Annotated in this window: 18 protein-coding genes; 5 read left to right on the plus strand and 13 right to left on the minus strand. The window is 56.9% G+C overall.

The genetic code is table 11. From position 1 onward, the window contains the following. Positions 1-48: 48 nt before the first annotated feature. Complete coding sequence (locus G505_RS23015) at positions 49-729, minus strand: hypothetical protein (RefSeq protein WP_169628195.1); 681 nt, start codon at positions 727-729, stop codon at positions 49-51. Next, positions 716-1,468, minus strand: coding sequence for a hypothetical protein (locus G505_RS0107445; protein ID WP_028109001.1), 753 nt, complete (start codon positions 1,466-1,468; stop codon positions 716-718). Before G505_RS0107445 ends, G505_RS23015 begins: the two co-directional genes overlap by 14 nt. A gap of 264 nt (positions 1,469-1,732) precedes the next feature. Between G505_RS0107445 and G505_RS0107450 the strand changes: the two genes are divergently transcribed. Next, entirely contained in the window at positions 1,733-1,924 is a 192-nt protein-coding gene (locus G505_RS0107450; RefSeq protein WP_157509103.1) for a hypothetical protein, read from the plus strand. On the opposite strand, the gene G505_RS0107455 is transcribed toward G505_RS0107450, so the two are convergent. The 4 genes from G505_RS0107455 to G505_RS20850 all read right to left on the minus strand — a co-directional run bounded on the left by G505_RS0107455 (position 1,921) and on the right by G505_RS20850 (position 6,448). Beyond that, positions 1,921-3,033 (minus strand): AI-2E family transporter, encoded by a 1,113-nt coding sequence (locus G505_RS0107455; protein WP_211219943.1) that lies wholly within the window; start codon positions 3,031-3,033, stop codon positions 1,921-1,923. The two genes, G505_RS0107450 and G505_RS0107455, sit on opposite strands and share 4 nt — an antisense overlap. 57 nt (positions 3,034-3,090) lie before the next feature. Continuing rightward, positions 3,091-4,104: a DUF2955 domain-containing protein gene (locus G505_RS0107460; RefSeq protein ID WP_035385169.1), complete on the minus strand. Its 1,014-nt coding sequence runs from the start codon at positions 4,102-4,104 to the stop codon at positions 3,091-3,093. A 15-nt stretch (positions 4,105-4,119) separates the two neighbouring features. Continuing rightward, positions 4,120-5,241 carry an HlyD family secretion protein gene (locus tag G505_RS0107465; protein ID WP_028109005.1) on the minus strand — a complete coding sequence of 374 codons (1,122 nt, stop codon included), beginning with the start codon at positions 5,239-5,241 and terminating at the stop codon, positions 4,120-4,122. 94 nt (positions 5,242-5,335) lie between these two features. Further along, positions 5,336-6,448 (minus strand): AI-2E family transporter, encoded by a 1,113-nt coding sequence (locus tag G505_RS20850; protein WP_051215969.1) that lies wholly within the window; start codon positions 6,446-6,448, stop codon positions 5,336-5,338. 229 nt (positions 6,449-6,677) lie between these two features. Here G505_RS20850 and G505_RS0107475 point away from each other — a divergent pair, with 229 nt between their 5' ends. Then, complete coding sequence (locus G505_RS0107475) at positions 6,678-7,781, plus strand: M20/M25/M40 family metallo-hydrolase (RefSeq protein WP_028109006.1); 1,104 nt, start codon at positions 6,678-6,680, stop codon at positions 7,779-7,781. A 12-nt stretch (positions 7,782-7,793) separates the two neighbouring features. Here G505_RS0107475 and G505_RS20855 read toward each other — a convergent pair whose 3' ends face one another. From G505_RS20855 to G505_RS0107500, 5 genes are all read right to left on the minus strand, one after another. Further along, entirely contained in the window at positions 7,794-9,434 is a 1,641-nt protein-coding gene (locus tag G505_RS20855) for an asparagine synthase-related protein (protein ID WP_051215970.1), read from the minus strand. 174 nt (positions 9,435-9,608) lie between these two features. Further along, entirely contained in the window at positions 9,609-9,980 is a 372-nt protein-coding gene (locus G505_RS0107485; protein WP_028109007.1) for an energy transducer TonB family protein, read from the minus strand. A gap of 105 nt (positions 9,981-10,085) precedes the next feature. Next, complete coding sequence (locus G505_RS0107490; RefSeq protein WP_028109008.1) at positions 10,086-10,487, minus strand: GFA family protein; 402 nt, start codon at positions 10,485-10,487, stop codon at positions 10,086-10,088. Between the two features lie 168 nt (positions 10,488-10,655). Then, a complete protein-coding gene (locus tag G505_RS0107495) occupies positions 10,656-11,018 on the minus strand; it encodes a nuclear transport factor 2 family protein (RefSeq protein ID WP_028109009.1) in 363 nt (120 codons plus the stop codon). Between the two features lie 73 nt (positions 11,019-11,091). Then, positions 11,092-11,559 (minus strand): hypothetical protein, encoded by a 468-nt coding sequence (locus G505_RS0107500; RefSeq protein WP_028109010.1) that lies wholly within the window; start codon positions 11,557-11,559, stop codon positions 11,092-11,094. Positions 11,560-11,688: 129 nt separating this feature from the next. On the opposite strand from G505_RS0107500, the gene G505_RS0107505 reads away from it, so the two are divergent. Then, positions 11,689-12,138, plus strand: a complete 450-nt coding sequence (locus G505_RS0107505) for a GNAT family N-acetyltransferase (protein ID WP_028109011.1) — start codon at positions 11,689-11,691, stop codon at positions 12,136-12,138. Between the two features lie 145 nt (positions 12,139-12,283). Then, entirely contained in the window at positions 12,284-12,448 is a 165-nt protein-coding gene (locus G505_RS23170) for a hypothetical protein (RefSeq protein WP_169628196.1), read from the plus strand. Positions 12,449-12,585: 137 nt separating this feature from the next. Here G505_RS23170 and G505_RS0107515 read toward each other — a convergent pair whose 3' ends face one another. Beyond that, complete coding sequence (locus G505_RS0107515; protein ID WP_028109012.1) at positions 12,586-13,194, minus strand: LysE/ArgO family amino acid transporter; 609 nt, start codon at positions 13,192-13,194, stop codon at positions 12,586-12,588. A 150-nt stretch (positions 13,195-13,344) separates the two neighbouring features. Between G505_RS0107515 and G505_RS20860 the strand changes: the two genes are divergently transcribed. Continuing rightward, complete coding sequence (locus G505_RS20860; RefSeq protein WP_051215971.1) at positions 13,345-14,166, plus strand: putative metalloprotease CJM1_0395 family protein; 822 nt, start codon at positions 13,345-13,347, stop codon at positions 14,164-14,166. Between the two features lie 67 nt (positions 14,167-14,233). Here G505_RS20860 and G505_RS0107525 read toward each other — a convergent pair whose 3' ends face one another. After that, a complete protein-coding gene (locus tag G505_RS0107525; protein ID WP_028109013.1) occupies positions 14,234-15,643 on the minus strand; it encodes an MFS transporter in 1,410 nt (469 codons plus the stop codon). Between the last annotated feature and the right edge of the window lie 115 nt (positions 15,644-15,758).

Below are 15,758 nucleotides of genomic sequence, written 5' to 3' on the forward strand. Positions count from 1 at the left end.
GCAGAACCGGGCTTGCCTAAATCCGCACTACAGTGCCTTATTATATGTCTAAATGGACTTGATTCCATTTTTTAAGATGAATTTCTCGTAATAGGCTTTTATTGCCTCAATGTGTTCAGTTCCGAAGGAACGCTCAAAAGTCCCTTTTGAACCATATACTTTCAGCTCAATGGATTTTGCATTAGCCAGTCTTTCTATCTGGTCTGTCTTCAATGGATAGTGGGCTTCTTCCCTGATTCTTGTTCCAGCTACGGCACCAGCTAGCCCTTTCAGAATCCCTCGTTGATGGAGAGAACCAGATGGACTAATAAATGGCATCCTTTCTCCATCTACCATTAATACTAAAGATTCACCCGAGTTAATAAAAACCCAATCTTCAAAGTGTATTATTACAGCTATGGAGATACCTAAACTATGACCATTTACATCTGTAAATATATCAATAAAGGCATCATCATGAGTAAGAAAAGGTGTCCCTGGCAAATGTCCAGTTGACGGTATTGAATAACGCTTAAAGTCTTTAAACTTATCTTCAGTTAATCTATAGCCAACTTCCATTTGATTTTGCTTTTCGACGACGGCACAGCCAAACAGAAGAAAAGACAATAGCACAAATATTATATTCTTCACCTGAACCCTCCGATTCTTTGACATATAAGGCCCGCGTAATGGGCTGTTTTGTAGCGCCAGCGGAAAACCAGTTCCAATTGACGCTTTAATACTTTTCATGATTTGCTGCTGCATAACCGTCTTTGTATTCGCATGCTGGGCATAATTCAGCCATTTCGTCGTATTCACAAGCTGAATATATGTAAGGAGATTGGCACCACTTGCAATCTAAAACTTCCTCTTCATGGCTACAGACCAAACATATTTCATTGTCAATGTCGTAGGTCAAGTTATGGCAGGAGGTGCACTTTATAGTAGCAATATCTTCTGTTTCTATTTTTTCGTAAGCGGCCTTAAGATAATTGCTATAGAACTCTGTGTAGCTATATAGAACAGCAAAGCTATTTTCCTTTAAGTGCTTGGATTTCCAGTCCAAACTTAGATGCTCTTCAGAGAAATTAATGACAAATAGTAAAACCTGCCCAACTAATGCCTTTGCTTCTTGATCCGATATTGAAAATTCGAAGTGCTCGATTTCATTCCGCTTTTCCCTAGCGGTTTGAATAGCATTTAGATCATCGTCGCTAAACTTGATACCGCCGACTTTCTGCAGCCTTTTACAAGCAAGCTCACTACTAACAGTATGCTGAAACGGAGATGGGTATTTATCAACATTTGTAAAAACAAATGCTGGATGAATTTGCCTAAGCTTCTCTTTAAACAAAAGCTCTACAACGTGAGCAAGGTCAACAATAATCCTCTTCCAATTGCCGAGCCCTTTTTCCTCAATTGGCCCCATGTGCCTCAATGCATGCTCTAAAGAGTCACTAGCATTTTCTATTAGATTAAATTTGTTCATAAGTACTCAGTGAAGCCTAACAGCTACATATGCGGCAAATCGCCGCCTTTCACCCTGACCGAACCTGCCGTATATCTGCACTATGTCGCAGCGTGCTTGTTCGTGATTTTTTCAAATCTATCAGTGCATTAATCGGAGGTCAATCGCCTTGATTGCTCTACCATCAGCACGAAAAGCGGCTTTGTTCTACAGAAAAAGCGGCAACGTCGCCCATGGTAGACGGTAATGGCCGGTTCTGGCGCCAAAGCAGTCATTGATCATTCGATGGAGTGCGACCCTCAGCTGGTGGCGGACGTCATCGTCAAAGCCGCCACGGTGAAACGTCCCAAGGCCCGCTTCGCCGCCCCTAAGGTAGCCAGTGTCGCCCTGTTCTGCCGCCGTTTTATGAGCGACGCCCTGCTCGACCGTCTGTTTGGCCGCTATATGGGCGTCCCGAAAAAAATCGGCATGAGTTAGTTCTCAGGCTCGGGATGAGGCTGAGCGGCGGTCTGTTCCGCCAGCCCTTCCCTGGCCAGCCAGGCGTCAAACAGCTTATAGCCCAGGGCCAGCGCCACGGCACCGACGAACAGGCCGATGATGCCGGAGAGCAGCATCCCACCGATGGCGCCGATCAGGATCACCAGCATGGGGATGTCCACCCCACGTCCCATCAGCATTGGCTTGAGCAGCGCATCACTGGCACTCACCAGAATCCCCCACACCATAAACACCACCGCCACCGTGGTGGATTGCACCGAGAACAGGTAGATCATCACCGGCGCCAGCACCAGTATCGGGGGCAGCTGCACTATGGCGACAATCAGCACCAGCAGCATCCACAGGCCCGTCGCCGGCACACCGGCCAGCCCCATGCCCACGCCCGACAACAGGGATTGGATCAGGGCGACCCCGATCACCCCCTGGGTCACGCTGCGGATGGTGGCCACCGACAGCGAGGTAAAATCCTCCCCCTGGGGACCGGCCATTCTCAAGGCGATGCCGTGAAACAACCTGCCTGCGGACTCGGCGTTACTCATAAAAACGCCGGCAATGATCACCGACACCACAAACTGCAACAGACCGACTCCGACACCACCGAGAGAGGAGGCCAGGGCTGCCAGACCATCCTTGAGTTGTGGACCATAGCTGATCAGCGCCCCCTCCAGGTTGGTGGCAAACTTCTGCCACAGCTGATGCAGATCCTCCCCTACCAGGGGCAACCTGGCTACATCATCGGTCGGCGGTGGGATCACCAGGCTGCCCTCCTTGAGCTCCGTCACCAGTTCATGGGTCTCGGTGATCAGGGCACCGGAAAACAGAATGCTGGGCACCAGCAACAACGCCAACACCAGCAGGGTCATCAAGGTACTGGCATACCCCAATTTCCAGCCCATCCTGTCCGCCAGCCCCTTAACCACGGGAAACAGGGCGACGGCGATGATGCCACCCCACATGATCAGCACCAGGAAGGGGCGCACTATCTGGAAGCACCAGCTGATCAGGATAAACAGAGCACCGATCTTGACCGCGGCTTCCACCGCGGCTCCGGTCAGAAGCTGATGCTTGTCTTGCATTTGATGGTTCATGGGGGCTCCTTGTCGGTCGACAGGCTCTGAGGAGTGACGACCGGTAGCTAATGGGATCTAGGACCCGAGAGAGACTCCCGGTCTGGATCGGCTTTCCAAAAAGTAGGAGATAAACACCATGTACGCCCCTACCATGGCGATCTGCAGTAACCTGAGGTAGAAGTTGCTCACCACCTCGGCGTCCGTGGACGAGGCGGTGGATCCCACCAGCACCAGCACCGTGGACAGGATTCCGGCGTAAAGGGGGGCCTTGTCAGGATTGGCATAGAGGTAGCCAGCCAGCACCATAGTGACCAGCATCGCCAGTGCCACATAGAAGCCCAGGTAGGGCATCACCACCAGCAACTGATAAAACAGCACCGCGATCACTCCCCCCACCCCATTGGTCACCAACAGGAACAGGCTCACCTTGACGCTCTTTGCGCCCGAGGCCTGCAGAGACAGCACCGCAATAAAGATCATGGTCAGCAGGGCGTCACTCACCTGGGCCAGGAAGAAAAAACACACCACCGGGAAGGAGATCACCAGGGCGCGAATCGCCTCATCGGTGCGCACGTCCGCGTCTGGCAGGCACTCGGCGTCCGAAGTCGGATCGCCTTGAGCCTTCTCTTCGGGGAGCAGCAGATGCATCAGGGTAAACACCAACACGGCAACCACACCGGAAAACGCCAGGCCGATGCCTAACTGCAGCGCTATCCCGGGGTGAAGCAAGCCCAGGTAGGGCAGCAACAGCGCAGCGATGATCAGCATGGAGGCGAAGAAGTTCCAACGAGGGTCGCTGAACAGGAAGTAGGCCCAGAGCATCACCAGTGCCAGCAGAGGCAGGAACACCAGCGGATAGTGAATGGGGCCGAAGCTGACTCCGAAGGCAATGACCACAGTCGCCAGGACACCGAACAGCAGCTCGCGAGCGGTTCCCCAGGTAGGCTCGACCCGCTCCACCAGAAACTTGGCGACAAACACCGGTGCGACGAACGCCAATGACCAGGCGATGGACGCCGACAGTGCCACCGAGAGGCCGACGCCCAGAGTCAGCCTGACGGCACGCCTGTCGCCGCTGGGGAGGCTCATCGGCGTCACCTTAAGTCATCGGACATAGGAGACCCAGCTGGCCAGGCGAATCCACAGCCAGCCCAGGCCATTGAGCAACATGCCGTCACCGGTATAGACGATCACATCCGCCTGACCACCGACACGGCGATAACCATAAGCTTCACCGGGCTCCAGCACTATGGTCACAGGAAACCTCTGGCTCTGGCGCAGCCAACCGGTGTCGCTGGAGACCTGGGCCAGGCGGCCCACCTGCTCGTTCTGCCCCCAGTCCACCCCAAGATCGATGGACCCCAGCCTGCCCTGAAACACCCTGCCCGGCGCGTAATCCAGGGTGAACTCCACCTGGTCCCCCGGCTTCATGTTCCCCAGGCTGTTCTCTCTGAAATAGGCCTCTATCCACACTTCATCGGACGAGATGAAGGTCATCAGTGGCTGGCCGGCATTGGCGTAGACCCCCTCCTTGAGGCGGAAGTTGGAGGCCACCCCATCGGACGGTGCGACAATCTGGGTACGCGACAGGTTCAGCTGAGCCTGCTCTAACGCCAGCAGGGCACTGCGCACCTGGGTGTTGTTCTCTCCCTCCATCCCCAGTCGTTCCCGGGCTTTGGCGAGATCCGCTTTGGCACTGGCCAGGGTGGCTTCGGCGCTGGTCAGGGCCGCTTTGGCGTTGTCGGCATCCGCCTGGGACATTACGCCCCGTTCCACCATGGCAAACACCCGGCGGGACTGCACCCGGGCATTTTGCAAATTGGCTTCGGCATTGGTGACCTTGGCCTGCGCCGCAGAGACATTGGCGGTCTGTACCCCCAGGCTCTGCCCCGCCTGCTTCAGATTCTGCTCCGCCTGCTGCAGGGCAATCTCATAATCCTTAGGATTGATCACCGCCAGCACCTCACCCTGTTTCAGCGGCGTATTGGGCTCTATCTTGATCGCCTGCAGTTCGCCTGAAACCTGGGGGGTGATGGGCACGACAAAGGCGCGAACCCGGCCCAGATCCGTCGAGGGGATCAGTCGGTCCGCAATCAGATGAAACAGGAACAGGACGACGACCACACCCAAAATCAGGTTGGTAATGCGCCTGATTTTGCTCTGTTCTTTGGCCCCATCGCTCCCCTGTTGCGGTGGCTCTGGTGCCGTTTTTTCCTCATCACTCATGCCCGCCCCTGGCTGCAGCGCGTTATCGAACACCTATTCAATGTAGAACAAGGTGTTCAAAACGCCGCCAGGGACTGGAAGAGATCGGTGTGGGTTAGCTTTTGGACCGCACGCGAGTCTGCGCGGCAGCCGCCTCTGGCAAATCCTCCTGGCCCAGCCAGGCGGTGAACAGTTTGAAGCCCAGGGCCAGCACCACGGCGCCGACGAACAGACCAATGATGCCGGAGAGCAGCAGGCCGCCGATGGCCCCCATCAGGATGATCAACATGGGAATGTCCACACCACGGCCCATCAGCAAAGGCTTGAGCACCGCATCGCTGCCACCGACCAGCAGCCCCCAAATCATAAAGGCCACCGCCACCGTGGTGTTGTCCAGGGAGAAGAGGTAGATCATCACCGGGATAAGCACCAGCAGCGGCGGCAACTGGAGTATGGCGACAATGAGGACCAGCAGCATCCACAGCCCGGTGCCCGGCACCCCGGCCAGCCCCATGCCAATACCGGACAGCAGAGCCTGAATCAGGGCGACGCCAATCACCCCCTGCATCACACTGCGGATGGTGGCCACCGCCAGGGCGTTAAAGCTGCGCCCCTGCTCGCCGGCCATGCGCATGGAGAGGTTGTAGAACAGGGCGCGAATGGAATCCGCATTGGTCATCAGCACCCCGGCGATGATCACCGAGGCCACGAACTGCAGCAATCCCAAACCCAGGCTTCCGGCCATGGCCGCCACCTGGGAGAGCGCCTCCTTGATCTCGGGGCCAAAGCCCTCAAGGGCGGCCCCCAGGTTCACCGAGAACTTTTGCCACAGATCGTGCAACTCCTCCCCCACCAGAGGCAGCTGAGCGATGGCATCGGAGACCGGCGGAATCACCAGGCTCCCCTCCTTGAACTCCGCCAGCAGGCTCTGGGTACCGGAGAACAGCGCCCCGGAAAACAGATAGGTAGGCACCAGCAACACTGAGAGAGTCAGGATAGTCACCAGGCTGCTGGCCAGGCTTATCTTCAGCCCGAAACGACCGGAGAGCCAGCGCACCAAGGGAAACAGGGCGACGGCAATGATCCCGCCCCAGAGAATCAGCACCAGGAAGGGCCGCACTATCTGGAAACACCAGCTCAGAAGAATGAAGATGGCACCGATCTTCAGGGCTGCTTCAACAGCAGCGTCGGTAAATACTTGGCGCGTGGATTTTTCGTGGTCGTTCATAACGGCTCCGTGCCGGTCAGGCGTGCCCTGCTTTTGAGTATGACTTGTGCCACAACCAATGGCGCACCGCAAGGATTCGCTGAGATTCCAATAAATTGAGTGTAAATGGAGCAAAAAATCACCATCTGTCCCAGCGTTGGTTAGTCAAACGCCGAATTGATGGTCTGGCTCAGGGTTTTTCCGATGGATCTTGGCTAGAGTGCCGGGTCAACGTTTTAGGGAGCCCCATATGACCACCATCAACGAACAGCGTTTGGTCCAGCATTTCCTGGATCTGGTACGCATCGACAGCGAGTCCGGCAATGAAAAGGCGATCGCCACCACCCTGGCAGAGCAACTGGGCGAGCTGGGTTTCGAGGTACAACGTCAGGCCGTATCCCCAGAGCTGTCCAACGGTTTTAACCTCTATGCTCGCCTGAATGGCTCTGATGAGCAGATCCTGTTGAGCTGTCATATGGACACCGTAACCCCGGGCAACGGCATCGAGCCGGTGATCGAACAGGGCATCATCCGCTCCGCCGGCGACACCATTTTGGGTGGCGACGACAAATCCGGCATCGCCGCCATCATGGAAGCGGTGCGCATCCTCAAAGAGCAGGGCCTGCCCCACCCCACCATCGAGTTGGCCTTCACCGTTTTCGAAGAGGGAGGCCTGCACGGCTCCAAGAACTTCGACATGAGCCCGATCCAGGCTAAGCAGGCCATCGTGCTGGATTCCGGCGGGCCCATCGGTACCATCATCACCGTGGCCCCGGGTCAGCAAAACATCAAGGCAACCATCACCGGCAAACCGGCCCACGCCGGCCTGGCCCCCGAGACCGGCATCAACGCCCTGACCGTGGCCGCTGACGCCATCACCAAGATGAAGCTGTCTCGCATCGACGAGGAAACCACCGCCAACATCGGCGTGGTCAAGGGCGGCAGCGCCACCAACATTGTGATGCCGGAGCTCTACCTGGAGGCGGAAGCCCGCTCCTTGAATGATCAGAAACTGGCCGCACAGACCCAGCACATGGTGGATACCCTGGAAGCGGTGGCCGCAGAGCATGGCGCCAAGGTCGCCGTTGAAACCAAACGGGCCTACAACGCCTACCGCATAGACGATGACCACCCGCTGGTCGCTGGCATCAAACAGGGGTTTGAAGCGATCGGGGTGAGCCCGCAGACCCGCCCCACCGGCGGTGGCAGCGACGCCAACATCTTCAATGAGAAGGGGTTGACCACGGTCAACCTCTCCACCGGCATGGCCAAGGTGCACACCACCGAAGAGGAGATCGCCGTAGCCGACCTGGTGGCCATCAGCCAGTTCCTGGTGGCCTACCTGTCCCGCTAAGCGGCACACCAACTACCAGCGTTCATACTGAGCCACAAACTTCAGATGAGCGCTGGTGTCCCTGACCCCCAGCAGGTCCGCCAGACAGCGCGCGGCAATGGCGCCCTTGTTGAGTGTCCCCTGCCCCCGCAAGATCGCCTGCCACCCTTTCCTCTGCAAATGATGACGTGTGCCTCTGGGCAATCGAAACTGCCACTGATGCTGCAACGACTCAGGGATCGCCAGAGGACAGGGAATGTGGCCGGGATAGGTCTGCCAGGGCGTCGCCAGCATCTGCGGGTAGCATCGGTTTACCCAGCTCATGTAGACCCCATGGCGGGCGGCGGCTTCCATGGGCATGGCAAACATCGCCTCCAGCACCCCTTTGGCGTAAAACGGCAGATAGAAGTCCAGATTGAACTGCTCCATCTCCTCGAAGGGCACCGCCACATGCTGATGCTGATCGTTCTCCCATAGAAACAGCTGCCAGGCCTTACCCATGGGCAGATGGCCATGCTCTCCCAGGGCCGCCATCAGTCGCTCCTTGAACCTCAGCTGCTCATTGGCACCATCGCTCACCAGAGCCAGGGGCACATGGGCCTGCTGCTGCTCTATGTAGGCATCGATCACCGCCTCGGGATCGCCCTGAGCGATAGCCTCAAGCACAGAGCTGGAAGTGAATACCAACCCGACACAGACGCTGCCGCCATTGCCAGACCAGATGAGCCTGGGGCGTTCCACATTGTGGTAGTGGTCAAACGTCTCCGGGGTCCAGTGTTGCCCCAGCCGCTGCTCGCAGCTCAGCGCCTGAGTGTCCTCCACTTCCACTACGCTGAGCGGCAGCTGATGATGCTGTGCAAAGCTCTGGGCACACCAGAGGTCCAGACTCTGCTCCCGGGAAAAGTTCAGACAATGAATGTCGGCACGCCTTCGCATCAGCTCAGTGGCAATCACCCGGGAATCCAGGCCGCCGCTGAGAGTGGACACGAAAGCGGAATCATCTCCGCAATAGCGGCCGACGGCCTGCTTGAACGCCCAATCCAGAGCCAGAACCCCCTGGTCTTCATCCAGGGGAACGCCGTAGCGCCAGGAATGATGCCGGCTACGCTGCAAGCCGCCGCTGTCTATGCTAAGCATCTCCCCGGGACGACTGGCTCGGAGACCCGCATAAGGCGTGTGGCTGCCCAGGGTGTAGCCAAGCAATGCGTACTCCAGCTGGGCCGCCTTGTTCCGGTCAACGACTCCGGCAATCTCTGCCAGGGGTTTCATTCGATTGGAGAACAGGATTCCGCCACCCAACTCCATGGTGTAGAAGGGACGCAGTGACAGAGGATCGGCGCACAGGGTCAACTTCTGTTTGAGCCGGTTGTAATGAACCAGCAAGTAACTGCCCTGAGCATCGTTAAGGCGAACAGGATCGAACTCTTCGTGGGTCAGGCGTATCAGGTCTCGGTGGCGATCGCCGCTAAGCAAGGGGTGACCAAAACAGCACAGCACCACCTCACCGCGCTGATGCCAGTCGCCCGAGCCCCAGTTGTCCTCACTGTCACAGAGCAACACACAATGATCATCTTTGATGCAGCGGGCAAAGGGGTAGCGCTCCCCCAGGGCATGAGCAATCTTGTGGTGCTGCGCCTGCCACTGAGGGGTATAGAAACCCATTATCAGACTCATGACTCACTCCTCGGTTACCTGAACAGGTTTAGCAAGAAGCGTGCACAAGCTGAAAGACAATCTATCTATTTGAATTGTATGCTTATATAAAAGAGCATTTGAGGAGTGCTGCAGAATGCAAGCACTCCGGAGGGGGCTATTTGCGTTTTGAAAACAGAAGATGTCCGGCTCGGACTAGATCTTGAAGGTAAAGGAGGTCACCACATAGACAGGCGTCAGTGATTCATTGCCTGGAGCATTGTCATACTCCATCACATCGACGGCCTTCAGTGCGGTACGATTCCAATCATCGACAGGTTCAGCCTTGATCACCTCTGCTTCGTGAGTCTTACCATTGGAGTCAATCAGGTACCTCACCTCTACCACGGCGCCCTGCTTGGGCAACTTCTTATATCTCGATTTGGTGCTGAATTGCGACTGCTTCAACACCCAGTAATTCTCGACGTGTTCCTGAGTCACTTCGATGGGAGATCCATTCAGTACCGGCGTCGAGGCACAGCCGGCCAAAGCTAAGGCCAGAGAGGCGGCCAAAACAAACTTCTTCATACTACTTCCTTTGTTGATTACTGCTTATATATTGTTGTTTCGCCTACATTCTGAGGTGGGCGAAATAGATCACCTAGCATGTTTGCCGGGCATCATTCTTAAGGACTAACCGCCAAAGGCTTCGGGATGAAGCTTGCCGCTGTCGCCAATCTCATCCCAGTGCGCCTTGGAGTCGACCCAGATATGATGGGCCACCTTGAGCTGCTCGTCTCCCCCGGTCAGCAGGCCTGCGGGGACGAACGTACTTTCTGCATCGTTTGCACCCGGCAGCGGCGAACCACAGGTGGTACAGAACCACTTTTGCCAATCCGCATCGGGCTTTTTCCAGGTGGTAATCTTCTCCTGGCCTCGTACCCAGCGAAACGCATTGTTGCTCACTACCACCACGGCGATGCCATTGGTCCCCGTCGCCTTACGGCAGATGGAGCAGTGACACACATAGATCTGCGAGATGGGGGCGGCGATCTCAAAGGCCACCGCTCCACAATTACACTGTCCTGACGCCATCCTGGCCCCCAACAATTAAGAAGGAACAAATCAATATATAACAATCAGATAGATACTGACAAACCTGGAGCTGCAGCCCTTATCAGTGAGGCTGCAGCGAATCAGAGGAGATTGATGGAGCGCGGATGACAGATGTTAGAGGGGATCTCCTACGCCAGATGCTGGGCCCTAAAAAGCCTCCTGCCACTGCCGGGTATCGATAAACCATCTCTCTTCATGGATCTTGTCACCGGTAAACTTGAACAGCACCGTGAGCTGGGAGGCGGCGATCTTGTCTGAGCGCCACTCAACGACGGAGATCACCTCCTGATCCCCCTCCAAATGACGCATGCCCGTTATCTCAAATCCGGGAGGAAGAATCTCCCCCAGACCGTTCAAGGCTTGGCGAAAGGCACCCCGCCCCTCGAGACAATCCGTCTGCCCCGGCATGATAAAGGACATCTCGTCGACATAATCCTCAACCAGTTGATCAAACTCGCCGGCGCCGACCGCCTGCCAACCCCGCTCGACAATGCTTGCCAATGAGCCCATAGCTGCCTCCCGTTTATGAGTGAGATGGCCTCTGTCAATCGACAGAGACAACCCCTAAGTGTAGGGCAACTCGCTACTCCTGCTCTTGGGTCAGCAACCTCATGTGCATCGCCTTCCCCTGCTTCAACGCCTGCTGAATCATCGGGTGGCTGTCCTCCAAACCACGAAACCTGAGCTCCATCATCATCTGCTCGATCAGCTCTTTGGTACGACGATACTCTTCTCGGCTCATGGGGATCTCATTACTCGCCATGGTCTGCTCTGCCTCCGCGGTATAACCAACAAACTTAACATGGGTACACTGACCGTTCTCATCCCGGGTCGCACACTGCCAGAAGCGGCCCTGATGCACCTTGTAGGTCTCGGCTCTGGGGTTAGTGAAGATGGCCGGAGCCAGTATGGCGACACTGTACTCGGGGTGATCTTTCTGGTTGTCTATTTTGTCATCCCAACCGTACGCCACATGAGGCTGTAGCTGTTTTGCCTGTGCCCCCAGTGCCGTCGCCGCCGCCAATAGCCCAATTAGAAATAGACGTCTCATCTCACTGTCCTAATAGGAAAAACAATACTCAGTATGCCCATAACCGCCCACTTCGGCATTAGCTAAGATCAAGCCCAATTCTGTAATATGCTGATTCTCTTCCTGCCCCGATCCATCGGAATGTAAAACATGGAACTGGTCCACGCATCGCCATCTCAGCTACCCATCTCCCTGCTGTTGGAAGCGGATCCCTGCGAAGAAAACATACGGAGCTATATCGACAAGTGCTGGATGTTTGCTGCCAGACAGCAGGATCAATATCTGGGCGCCTGCCTGGTGCTGCCCGGGCAAAACGGCGCGGCCGAGATTGTTAATCTGGCCGTCCAACCCTTGAGCCAGGGGCAAGGCATCGGCACCGCACTGCTGCGCTGGACCCTGGAGCAATTGTCTGCCAAGGGGATACATCGGGTCGAACTGGGCACAGGAAGCTTTGGCCCCCAACTTACCTTTTATCAGCGGCTGGGATTCCGGGTTACCCAGGTCCAGCGCGATTACTTTCTGACTCACTACCCCGAGCCTCTGTTCGAACAGGGGATCCAGCACAAGGACAGGTTATGGCTCAGCCTGGATCTGACCTAGTGAAACTCTGAACTCCTTCGGCGGCGTTTGCGGGATCCGGCTCCCACTTATGACTGGTCAGTCATCTAATATGAATTTTCAATCACTGACGCCGTGCTAAGGTCGAAAATCCAGCATAGGTTAAAGAGCAGAGAAGGAGTCAGCCATGAAGCGATGTGGACAGTGCCGCCAATTTATCCGTAAACCGGAAAATCAGCGCGACCTATGCGGTGCCTGGGAGCAGCCGACCAGTGCCGTCAGAGAGGCCTGTGACTTCTTTGCCCCCCTAAAGCCCCTAAGGAATTCCGACAGTCCTCAGCAGCAGGGCTGACCAAGCAGAAGACAAAGGGCCCCCAGAGAGACCCTTTGTTGTTGAACGCCTCGACCCTACTCCTCTATGGTCAGCAGCGTACTGTAGATCTCACCCTGGAAGGGCTTCAGGCGTCGATATGAAGCCGCTCGCTCCGGTTAACCCAGGTTGGTGGTGATCAGGTTATAGGCAAGCAGCAGCATCACCACCCCCACCAGAGCTTCCAGCCACTGCCAGGCTCGGGCACGGCTGAACAGCGGCGACAACAGCCTGGCGCCAAACCCCACGGAGTAGAAGAACAGGAAGGAGCCGCTGACGGCACCAAAGGCGAAGGCGCCCTTGGCATCGTATCCGGTGGAGACCGAACCCAACAGCACTATGGTATCCAGATAGACGTGTGGATTGAGCCAGGTAATGGCCAGACACATCATCGCCGCCCGGACGGCGCTCTGCTCACCCCCTCCGAGACCACTCATGGCGTGACGGGCCTTCCAGGCGGACCTCAGGCTCATTAGGCCATACAGGCTTAAGAACACGGCCCCACCCCATCGGGCCCACTCGGCCACCTGAGGGTGAAGTAGCAGCAGTTCACCGAAGCCAAACACGCCGGCGCTGATCAGCAGCGCATCGGAGAATGCGCAGATGCTGCAGATCAGCAGGACATGCTGCCTGGCCACCCCCTGTCGCAATACAAACGCATTTTGCGCGCCAATGGGCAGGATCAGGGAAAGGCCAAGACTGAACCCGGCAACGGCGGAGTGAAGCATAGATAGTCAGGTCCAAAGCACAGAGAAGGGGTACAGCTGTCCACCTTAGCACTCGGCCTGCAGGCAGGCCAGTCCTTGCTGATGCTTCTGTAACCGCCCTGATTTTATGCAATAATAGCCGCCATCAATCCACCTTGAGCCGTTAACCCCATGCAGTTGACCCACACCGCTCCCTACGTCGCCCCGGCGACCGTCGCGACCGCCACCCAGCCTGCTCCGGCCAACCCTCAGGGCAGCGTGCCGGTCAACGCCGATGCTGCCACCGCCGCCCGGGAAGGCCAGAAAAGCGATCCCCAGGGCCAGCAGGAGCGCAGGGATAGCCGCATCGAGGTCAGCAGCGGCGCTCAAGGCGAGGAAACTCCCAAGGCCTCGAGCCAGGATCCCGACGCCAAACTGGTCGAACAACAACTGGACACCCTGAAAGCCCGGGATCAGGAGGTGCGCACCCACGAGCAGGCGCACGCCCGTGCCGGAGGCAAACACGCAGGCTCCCCAGAGTATGAGTTTGTCCGCGGCAGTGATGGTCGCATGTACGCCCAAAATGGTGAGGTCAGCATCGACACCAGCAAGGTGGACGGCGACCCTCAGGCCACCATCGACAAGATGGAAACGGTGATCCGCGCCGCCAATGCGCCGATGCAGCCCTCCAACCAGGACCGGCGGGTTGCCGCCCAGGCGTCCATCATCATGAATCAGGCCACCCTGGAGCTGGCCGAATTGGAGCAACAGGCAGACCCAGACTCACAGGAATCAAACACCACCGAGGCGACCCGCTCTGCCGCCGTGTCCGGTGCCATTCAATCCAATGACAATGCAGAGACCGCTCCCGCTGAAGCGGCCAGTCTGTCTGACACCAGTGACTCTCAGCAAACCAACAGGGACGCTCAAAACCGACTGGAACAGAACATGCTCAAAAGCGGCGCCTTTCAGCAGGCCTTCCCGCCGGGCACCGTCATCGACGATCGCCTTTAGGTTGTAGCGATACCGCCATTAAAAAAGGGTCCGAAGCGGACCCTTTTTGCTGTCTGGATGAGTGCTATCAGGCGGTGGCCGTCTGAGCCTCAAGCTTGCGGTCCATGCGACCAATCACCTTACCGTAGATGATCAGAGACACGGCAGACACGGCGGCGATGCCGGCAAAGAAGTACCAGATGTAGTGCGCGTTGCTGGCCGCTGCGGCCCATTCAGCCTGGGAGGCGAACAGGCGCGGATCCGGACAGTAGGCTTCCAGCAGGTAACCGGAAAGGCCGAAGCCCAGCAGCGAGCTGATGAAGGAGTGCAGATGGGAGAAGCCCAGGTAGAGGCCCTCTTCGCCCTTGGGTGCCTGCAAGGAGAAGTATTCCAGGAAGCGGGGGGAGATGAAGGACTCCGCCAGCCCCTGCAGGACGATACCCATGATCATCATGAAGGCCACCGGGTGCATCTGCATAAAGCCCAGATCCACGTTACCATCCAGCATGTTGCCTGAGGCCATGGCCAGCGCCGACAGAGGCATGATGAACATACCAACGGTCATGGACTGCAACGCAGTACGACCACGCATCATGGAGGTCACAATGCCTACGGTCATGACCACCACGAAGGGGTTTACGTTGGCGTACCAGGAGGGCGAAGCGCCTTCACCGGCCATACGCAGAACGTACTTGGGCATGGTGGCGTACAACTGGTGCTGCACCATCCAGAAACCGGTAATGATCAGGGTCAGGGTGATCAGGCGGCCATTGGTCAGTACCTTGATCAGTGCCGCCCAGGTGTCGGCCAAAGAGCGCTTTTCATCGGCGGTTTCGTTGGTCTTGAAGAACAGGAAGATGCTGACGAAGGCGATGGCGGTCATCGCCGCGGCAAAGTAGTTGAGGTTCACCAGGCCCAGATCGCCCATGGATTCACGCAGGGGCTTCACCACGGTCTTGCCGGAGAAGGCGCCGATGTTCACCATCATGTAGAAGATGGAGAAGCCTTTGGCACGGGTCTCGGCGGTGGTGGACTTGGCCACGGTGGCGGTGATCACCGCCTTGATGAAGGAGCCACCAATCATGATGACGACCATCACTGGCACAATGGCCCAGCGAATATCCGCTTCGCGCAGGCCGTGATAGACCACCTGACGGCCGTACTCCACCAGCCCCTGGGCCTCCAGGGCGACTGGCAGGAACGCCAGGCTGGCGTAACCTATGGTCAGCAGGCCGAACGCCAGCATCAGCGAGTTTCTGAAACCGATGCGATCGGCAATGGCGCCGGAGAAAGTGGGCAGGAAGTAGAGGCCTGCGGAGAAAGAACCGGAGATCCACGCCGCTTCAACGTCACTGAAGCCCAGGATTCGCGAGAGGTAGAGGGTGATGACGATGAACACCCCGTAATAGGCGGCTCGCTCCAGCAGTTCAACGCCGTTCGCGACCCAGAAGTTCTTTGGGTAGCCCCTGAAGAGAGTCTCTGTTTTTGTTGAATTCATTATAGTTGTGTTCCATTTACATGGTGACTTTCACAGACCGGCAACCCAGGTCCAACCTTGTCCTGAAGACGGCGCCGGTCCAAATCTGGCGGCCAGTGTACCCTATTTGCTCTGG

Origin of the sequence: Ferrimonas futtsuensis DSM 18154 (assembly GCF_000422645.1) — a bacterium.
In the GTDB taxonomy this organism is placed as follows: Bacteria; Pseudomonadota; Gammaproteobacteria; order Enterobacterales; family Shewanellaceae; genus Ferrimonas; species Ferrimonas futtsuensis.

Bases quoted from the DNA above. Each gene is read 5' to 3' on its own strand.
- G505_RS23170 (WP_169628196.1), top strand. From the start codon at position 12,284: ATGAAGCGATGTGGACAGTGCCGCCAATTTATCCGTAAACCGGAAAAT.
- G505_RS20855 (WP_051215970.1), bottom strand. From the start codon at position 9,434: ATGAGTCTGATAATGGGTTTCTATACCCCTCAGTGGCAGGCGCAGCAC.
- G505_RS0107515 (WP_028109012.1), bottom strand. From the start codon at position 13,194: ATGCTTCACTCCGCCGTTGCCGGGTTCAGTCTTGGCCTTTCCCTGATC.
- G505_RS0107450 (WP_157509103.1), top strand. From the start codon at position 1,733: ATGGAGTGCGACCCTCAGCTGGTGGCGGACGTCATCGTCAAAGCCGCC.
- G505_RS0107525 (WP_028109013.1), bottom strand. From the start codon at position 15,643: ATGAATTCAACAAAAACAGAGACTCTCTTCAGGGGCTACCCAAAGAAC.
- G505_RS0107505 (WP_028109011.1), top strand. From the start codon at position 11,689: ATGGAACTGGTCCACGCATCGCCATCTCAGCTACCCATCTCCCTGCTG.
- G505_RS20850 (WP_051215969.1), bottom strand. From the start codon at position 6,448: ATGAACGACCACGAAAAATCCACGCGCCAAGTATTTACCGACGCTGCT.
- G505_RS0107460 (WP_035385169.1), bottom strand. From the start codon at position 4,104: ATGAGCCTCCCCAGCGGCGACAGGCGTGCCGTCAGGCTGACTCTGGGC.
- G505_RS0107465 (WP_028109005.1), bottom strand. From the start codon at position 5,241: ATGAGTGATGAGGAAAAAACGGCACCAGAGCCACCGCAACAGGGGAGC.
- G505_RS0107445 (WP_028109001.1), bottom strand. From the start codon at position 1,468: ATGAACAAATTTAATCTAATAGAAAATGCTAGTGACTCTTTAGAGCAT.
- G505_RS0107490 (WP_028109008.1), bottom strand. From the start codon at position 10,487: ATGGCGTCAGGACAGTGTAATTGTGGAGCGGTGGCCTTTGAGATCGCC.
- G505_RS23015 (WP_169628195.1), bottom strand. From the start codon at position 729: ATGAAAAGTATTAAAGCGTCAATTGGAACTGGTTTTCCGCTGGCGCTA.
- G505_RS0107475 (WP_028109006.1), top strand. From the start codon at position 6,678: ATGACCACCATCAACGAACAGCGTTTGGTCCAGCATTTCCTGGATCTG.
- G505_RS0107455 (WP_211219943.1), bottom strand. From the start codon at position 3,033: ATGAACCATCAAATGCAAGACAAGCATCAGCTTCTGACCGGAGCCGCG.
- G505_RS0107495 (WP_028109009.1), bottom strand. From the start codon at position 11,018: ATGGGCTCATTGGCAAGCATTGTCGAGCGGGGTTGGCAGGCGGTCGGC.
- G505_RS20860 (WP_051215971.1), top strand. From the start codon at position 13,345: ATGCAGTTGACCCACACCGCTCCCTACGTCGCCCCGGCGACCGTCGCG.
- G505_RS0107500 (WP_028109010.1), bottom strand. From the start codon at position 11,559: ATGAGACGTCTATTTCTAATTGGGCTATTGGCGGCGGCGACGGCACTG.
- G505_RS0107485 (WP_028109007.1), bottom strand. From the start codon at position 9,980: ATGAAGAAGTTTGTTTTGGCCGCCTCTCTGGCCTTAGCTTTGGCCGGC.